Genomic DNA, 5,295 nt, shown 5'->3' with positions numbered 1-5,295 from the left:
CGCCGTCCACCGGCACCGACGGCGCGCTGCCCGACCTGCAGGCCGTGCTGGTGCGCGACGAGGGCCTGGTCCGCCCGGCCGACACCGGTCCGGGCCTGTACCCGGCCGACGTCGGCGGCGAGCGCCGCGACCACGCGGCCGGCGCCCTGCTCCCGGCGTCCCGCTCGGGCGCGGACGCCACGCGGCCGCCGTCGGTCGTCGTCCTGGTCGCCTCGGGCGCCGTGCGACCCGACGCCTACGACCCGTGGCTCGCGGCCGACGTCCCCCACCTGCCGGTGCTGGCCCGCGAGGGCGCCGTCGTGGTCGGACCGCTCGTGCGACCCGGCGTCGGCTGCTGCCTGCGCTGCCAGGACCTGTTCCGGGCCGACCGTGACCCGGAGTGGCCGCAGGTCGCGGCCCAGCTCGCCGACGCGCCACCCGGCCCGGTCGACCCCGTGGCCGCCGACCACGCGGCCGTGCTCGCCGCGGGCGTCGTGCTCGCCGCGGTCGACGGCCGCACCCACGAGCACGACGCGGCCGCTCCGGGCCTGGCGCTCGAGGTGCGGTCCGGGGTCGGCGTCCCCGCCACCCGCACCTGGCCGGCGCACCCGCGGTGCGGGTGCGCGGGGCTGCCCGCGGAGGGCTCGCCGACGCCGTCCGCGGGCCCTGCCGGGTCGATCCGCGCCGCGGGGGCGATGATGGAGGGGTGAACGACGTGCCACGCAGCGCGATCGGGCGCACCGCGAGGCTGGCGGCGCTGCCCGTCACCTTCGGCGCGCGCACCGCCTGGGGCATCGGCAAGCGCCTCGGCGGCAAGCCCGCCGAGATGGTCGCGGCCGAGGTGCAGGCCCGCACCGCCGAGCAGATGTTCAAGGTGCTCGGCGAGCTCAAGGGCGGGGCGATGAAGTTCGGCCAGATGCTGAGCGTCTTCGAGGCGGGGCTGCCCGAGGAGCTGAGCGGGCCCTACCGCGCCACCCTCACCAAGCTGCAGGACGCCGCTCCCCCGCTGCCGGCCGCCACCGTGCACAAGGTGCTCGCCGAGCAGCTCGGGCCGCGCTGGCGCCGGTCGTTCTCGGAGTTCGACGACACCCCCGCCGCGGCCGCGTCCATCGGCCAGGTGCACCGCGCCGTCTGGAAGGACGGCCGCCAGGTCGCGGTGAAGGTGCAGTACCCGGGCGCCGGCGACGCGCTGGTCTCCGACCTCAACCAGCTCTCCCGCGCCGCCCGCGTGGGCACCGCCTGGATCCCCGGGCTCGAGATCGGGCCGATCCTCGCCGAGCTGAAGCAGCGCATGGTCGAGGAGCTCGACTACACCGCGGAAGCGCAGTGGCAGAGCGCGTTCCACGCCGCGTTCGCCGACGACCCGGGCTTCGCGGTCCCCGCGGTCGTCCGCAGCGCCGACCGGGTGATCGTCTCGGAGTGGCTCGAGGGCGTGCCCCTGTCGCGCATCATCGCCGACGGCACCCAGGACGAGCGCGACCTCGCGGCCCGCCGCTACCTCGAGTTCCTGTTCCTCGGGCCGTCGCAGGTCGGGCTGCTGCACGCCGACCCGCACCCGGGCAACTTCCGCCTCACCCCCGACGGCCGGCTCGGCGTGCTCGACTTCGGCGCGGTCAAGCAGCTGCCCGACGGCATGCCCGCCGAGATCGGCCGGCTGCTGCACCTGGCGCTCGAGGGCGACTCGCAGGGGGTCGTCGACGGCCTGCGCGACGAGGGCTTCATCCGCTCGTCCATGCAGATCGAGGCCGACGGCCTGCTCGAGTACCTCGACCCGTTCCTCGCGCCCGCCCAGCAGGAGACCTTCACCTTCTCCCGGGCGTGGATGCAGGAGCTGTTCCAGCACATCAACGACCCTCGTCGCCCGCAGTGGTCCATCGGCATGAAGCTCAACCTGCCGCCCGAGTACCTGCTGATCCACCGCGTCTGGCTGGGCGGCATCGGGGTGCTCTGCCAGCTGGGCGGCGAGATCCCCGTGCTCGACGTCCTCGACGAGCACCTGCCCGACTTCCGGCGTCCCGGGGGCTGACGCCCGGGCGATGAGATCGCCCGGGCGGGCGGGTCCACCCCACGAGGCGGACGTCCGTCCGCCGTCCCCGCCCGCAGGAGGACGCCGTGCTCGACCTCACCCCCACCACCGCCCGCGTCGCAAGCCTCGTCGACGGCGTGCGCGAGGAGCACCTCGCGGCACCCACCCCGAGCGAGGGGACGAGCGTGCAGATGGTGGTCCAGCACCTGCTCGGCCTGTCGGTCGCGTTCCGCGACGCGGCGGCCAAGGTGCAGGGCCCGACGACCCGGACCCCGCCCGCCCCCGTCACCGAGCCGCTCCCGGACGGCTGGCGCGAGCAGCTCGTCGCCCGCCTCGACGAGCTGGCCGCCGCGTGGCGCGACGACGACGCCTGGGACGGGACGACGACGGCCGGCGGGGTGACCTTCCCCGCCGAGGCGTGCGGCCTCGTCGCGCTCGACGAGGTGCTGCTGCACGGGTGGGAGCTCGCCGTCAGCACCGGCCAGCCGTACGAGCCCACCGACGGCGAGGCCGAGGCGGTGCTGCCGATCGTCTCGCCGTCCGGCGACGCCGAGGCCGACGCGGCGATGCGCGACGGCGTGTTCGGGCCGGCCCTGCCCGTCCCGGACGGCGCGACCCCGTTCGAGCGGGCGCTGCTGCTGTCCGGCCGCGACCCCGGCTGGTGTCCGGCCTGAGGCGCTCCCGCACGGCGTCAGAGCGCGCGGTCGTCCGGCACGACGTCGTCGACGGCGACGTCGACCACCCGGGCCGGGTCGCCGTCGCGCACCGGCCCCAGCACGTCCTCCAGCACCGCACCGACCAGCTGCCGCACGCGCGCCGAGGCGGCGTCGAGGTCGGTGCCGTAGCGCGCGACCAGGTGCACGCGGGCGCCGCGGCACTCGCGCGCGTCGAGGTCGAGCCGCACCCGGGCCGGCGCCACGCCGGGCACCTCGGACACCGCCAGCGCGGCCAGGCGGACCAGGGCGGTGTCGGCGACGGTGAGCCGGTGGCCGGCGCGTTCGTCGGCGTCCAGCGGGCGCGCGTGCACCGGCACCGACCGCCGCGCCGTGCGGCGCACCGCGGACAGCAACGAGCCCGCGACGTCGTCCCACCCCGCCTCGGGCTCCTCGCGCAGCTCGCGCGCGGCCCGGGCCAGGACGTCGTCCGGCTCGCTCATCGCCACCTCGCCATCCTCTCCTCCAGGGTGCGCCGGGCGCGGAACAGCTGTCCGCGCACGGCGTCGGGCGAGATGCCCAGCACCTGCGCCACCTCGGCCTGCGTCAGCTGCTCGACCTCGACCAGCAGCCAGCACGCCCGCTGCCGGTACGGCAGCTCGGCCAGCGCCCGGTCCAGCGCCTGCCGCAGCTCCGAGCCGCTGGCCTGCTCGAACGGGTCGCTGTCCGATCCTGCCGGACGCGTGGTCAGCAGCGCGTCGTCGACGGGGTCGGCCCGCGCCCGCCGGTAGCGGTCGGCGACCTTGCGGGCGGTCAGCGAGAACAGCCAGGTGCGCAGGCCGGAGCGCCCCTCGAACCGGTCGATGCCCTTCCACGCGCCGAGCAGCGCCTCCTGCACGGCGTCCTGGGCCTCCCCGTCGTCGCGGGTGAGCCGGCGGGCGTACCGGTAGAGCGAGGGGCCGTGCCGCAGCACGATCTCCTCGAAGGCGTCCGGGTCCCCGAGGGCGGCCGCCCGGGCCAGCGCGGTGTCGTCGCGCTCGCGCCTGTCCACCCGCGGATCGTGGCACGGCCGTCGGCGTCCCGCCCGTCACGGCTGTGACGGGCGTCACCCGGACGCCGCGTGCGGTCCGGGGTCCCGACCGCGACGAACCCTGTGACGGCGCCACCACGGCGCCCCCGGACGGAAGGACGCAGCATGAGCACCACGAGCACCGAGAAGACCACCGCACCCGCGAAGGGCACCGTCGCCCAGCAGGACTCGGCCCTGGTCTCGACCGAGGGCCGCACCACCATCGCCGACACCGTCGTGTCGAAGATCGCCGGCATCGCCACCCGCGAGGTCGCGGGCGTGCACTCCCTCGGCGGCGGCACCGCCCGTGCCGTGGGTGCGATCCGCGAGCGCATCCCGGGCGGCCGCGTGAACCACTCCCAGGGCGTGCGCGTCGAGGTCGGCGAGCGGCAGGCCGCCGTCGACGTCGACCTGGTCGCCGAGTACGGCGTGGCCATCGCCGACCTGGCTGCGGGCATCCGCCGCAACGTGATCAGCGCCGTCGAGCAGATGACCGGCCTGGAGGTCACCGAGGTGAACATCACCGTGCACGACGTGCACCTCGACGACGAGACCGAGGACGACGCGCCGGCGGCCGAGCCGCGGGTGCAGTGACCGCTCCTGCCGGCGGTGGTGCCGTCCCGGACGGCACCACCGGCGTCCCGGCCGGCGGTGACCCGGACGACGAGCGCGGCCGCGAGGTCGTGGACGACGTCCGCGACGCGGTGCTGACCGTGCCGGGCGTGGTCGACCTGCACGGCGGTGCGTTCGGCGAGGTCGCCACGTACCTGCCGGGCCGCCGCGTCCACGGCATCCGGCTGCGGCCGGACCACGCCGAGGTGCGGGTCGTGCTCGCGGTCGGTTCGTCGGTCCGCGACACCGCCCACGCGGTGCGGCTGGCCGTCGCGCCGTGGACCGGCGACCTGCCGGTGCACGTCGCCGTCGAGGACGTCCGGTGACCCCGCCGCCCGCCCCCGCGGGCGGCGACCCCGCAGACGTCCTCGCACCGCAGGCGCGGCGCCGGTGGAACGCCGAGCGCCGCGCGGCGGCCCGACGCCACCACCCCGACCGCGGCGGGAGCACCGAGGCCCTGCTCGAGGCGTACGCCCAGGTGGACGCCCGCTTCGGCCTCGCACCGCCCGGTCGGGGCGGCACCGGCACCCGCGTCGAGGTGCTGGCACCGCCCTGGTGGCGCCGGCTCGCCCATCGTCTCGCCGACGGCGCCGACCGGGTGCGCCGCCCCTCGACCCGCTTCATCGACGTGACCGCACCACCCCGGCGCGAGAGCGCCCCACGACACGGAGGACGACCCTCATGACCACCTCGACCATCGGCCTGCTCGCGGGCCTGCTGCTCGCGATCGCCGCCGCCACCGGCGGCTTCCCCGGCTTCCTGCTCGCGATCGTGCTCGGCGCAGCGGGCTACCTGCTCGGCGGTCACCGCGACGGCGAGCTCGACCTGTCGGCGCTCGTGCGCCGCCGCGACCGTGGTTGAGCCGGCGGCCCCCGCCGACGCCGGTGGCCGCGGCCGGCTCGAGGTCCGCGACCGCGTCCACGGCCGCGTCGCGACGCTCGCCGCCCGCGAGGTCG

At 77.0% G+C, this 5,295-nt stretch carries 8 protein-coding genes and 1 pseudogene; 7 read left to right on the top strand and 2 right to left on the bottom strand.

The window, feature by feature from the left end; all coding sequences use genetic code 11:
- The 3 genes and pseudogenes from ACYVKY_RS05110 to ACYVKY_RS05100 all read left to right on the top strand — a co-directional run.
- Positions 1-689 (top strand): annotated as a pseudogene (locus ACYVKY_RS05110) (hypothetical protein); the annotation flags it as partial.
- The gene (locus tag ACYVKY_RS05105) at positions 686-2,005 is read left to right on the top strand and encodes an ABC1 kinase family protein (protein ID WP_460433893.1); all 1,320 of its coding nucleotides are present in this window, start codon (positions 686-688) and stop codon (positions 2,003-2,005) included. The pseudogene ACYVKY_RS05110 and the gene ACYVKY_RS05105, both read left to right, overlap by 4 nt.
- A gap of 86 nt (positions 2,006-2,091) precedes the next feature.
- On the top strand, positions 2,092-2,679 hold the full coding sequence (locus tag ACYVKY_RS05100) for a DinB family protein (protein WP_460433892.1): 588 nt from the start codon (positions 2,092-2,094) through the stop codon (positions 2,677-2,679).
- A 17-nt stretch (positions 2,680-2,696) separates the two neighbouring features.
- Here the strand turns inward: ACYVKY_RS05100 and ACYVKY_RS05095 are convergent, their stop codons facing one another.
- Both ACYVKY_RS05095 and ACYVKY_RS05090 read right to left on the bottom strand, forming a co-directional pair.
- Complete coding sequence (locus tag ACYVKY_RS05095; protein ID WP_460433891.1) at positions 2,697-3,167, bottom strand: hypothetical protein; 471 nt, start codon at positions 3,165-3,167, stop codon at positions 2,697-2,699.
- The gene (locus ACYVKY_RS05090; RefSeq protein WP_460433890.1) at positions 3,158-3,709 is read right to left on the bottom strand and encodes an RNA polymerase sigma factor; all 552 of its coding nucleotides are present in this window, start codon (positions 3,707-3,709) and stop codon (positions 3,158-3,160) included. The genes ACYVKY_RS05095 and ACYVKY_RS05090 overlap by 10 nt, the downstream gene beginning before the upstream one ends.
- A 144-nt stretch (positions 3,710-3,853) precedes the next feature.
- Here ACYVKY_RS05090 and ACYVKY_RS05085 point away from each other — a divergent pair, with 144 nt between their 5' ends.
- Genes ACYVKY_RS05085 through ACYVKY_RS05070 form a run of 4 tightly spaced genes read left to right on the top strand, consistent with a single transcriptional unit; the run spans position 3,854 to position 5,200 of the window.
- Entirely contained in the window at positions 3,854-4,321 is a 468-nt protein-coding gene (locus ACYVKY_RS05085; protein WP_460433889.1) for an Asp23/Gls24 family envelope stress response protein, read from the top strand.
- The gene (locus ACYVKY_RS05080) at positions 4,318-4,665 is read left to right on the top strand and encodes an Asp23/Gls24 family envelope stress response protein (RefSeq protein WP_460433888.1); all 348 of its coding nucleotides are present in this window, start codon (positions 4,318-4,320) and stop codon (positions 4,663-4,665) included. Before ACYVKY_RS05085 ends, ACYVKY_RS05080 begins: the two co-directional genes overlap by 4 nt.
- Positions 4,662-5,024 (top strand): hypothetical protein, encoded by a 363-nt coding sequence (locus tag ACYVKY_RS05075; protein ID WP_460433887.1) that lies wholly within the window; start codon positions 4,662-4,664, stop codon positions 5,022-5,024. Before ACYVKY_RS05080 ends, ACYVKY_RS05075 begins: the two co-directional genes overlap by 4 nt.
- The gene (locus ACYVKY_RS05070; protein WP_460433886.1) at positions 5,021-5,200 is read left to right on the top strand and encodes a hypothetical protein; all 180 of its coding nucleotides are present in this window, start codon (positions 5,021-5,023) and stop codon (positions 5,198-5,200) included. Before ACYVKY_RS05075 ends, ACYVKY_RS05070 begins: the two co-directional genes overlap by 4 nt.
- Positions 5,201-5,295 lie beyond the last annotated feature (95 nt).

This window comes from Angustibacter speluncae (assembly GCF_054777815.1).
Note: the sequence above shows the minus strand (reverse complement) of the source record. Positions and strands in the feature narration are given on the sequence as shown.

Coding starts and splice junctions, on each gene's coding strand:
- ACYVKY_RS05085 (WP_460433889.1), top strand. CDS start 3,854: ATGAGCACCACGAGCACCGAGAAGACCACCGCACCCGCGAAGGGCACC.
- ACYVKY_RS05070 (WP_460433886.1), top strand. CDS start 5,021: ATGACCACCTCGACCATCGGCCTGCTCGCGGGCCTGCTGCTCGCGATC.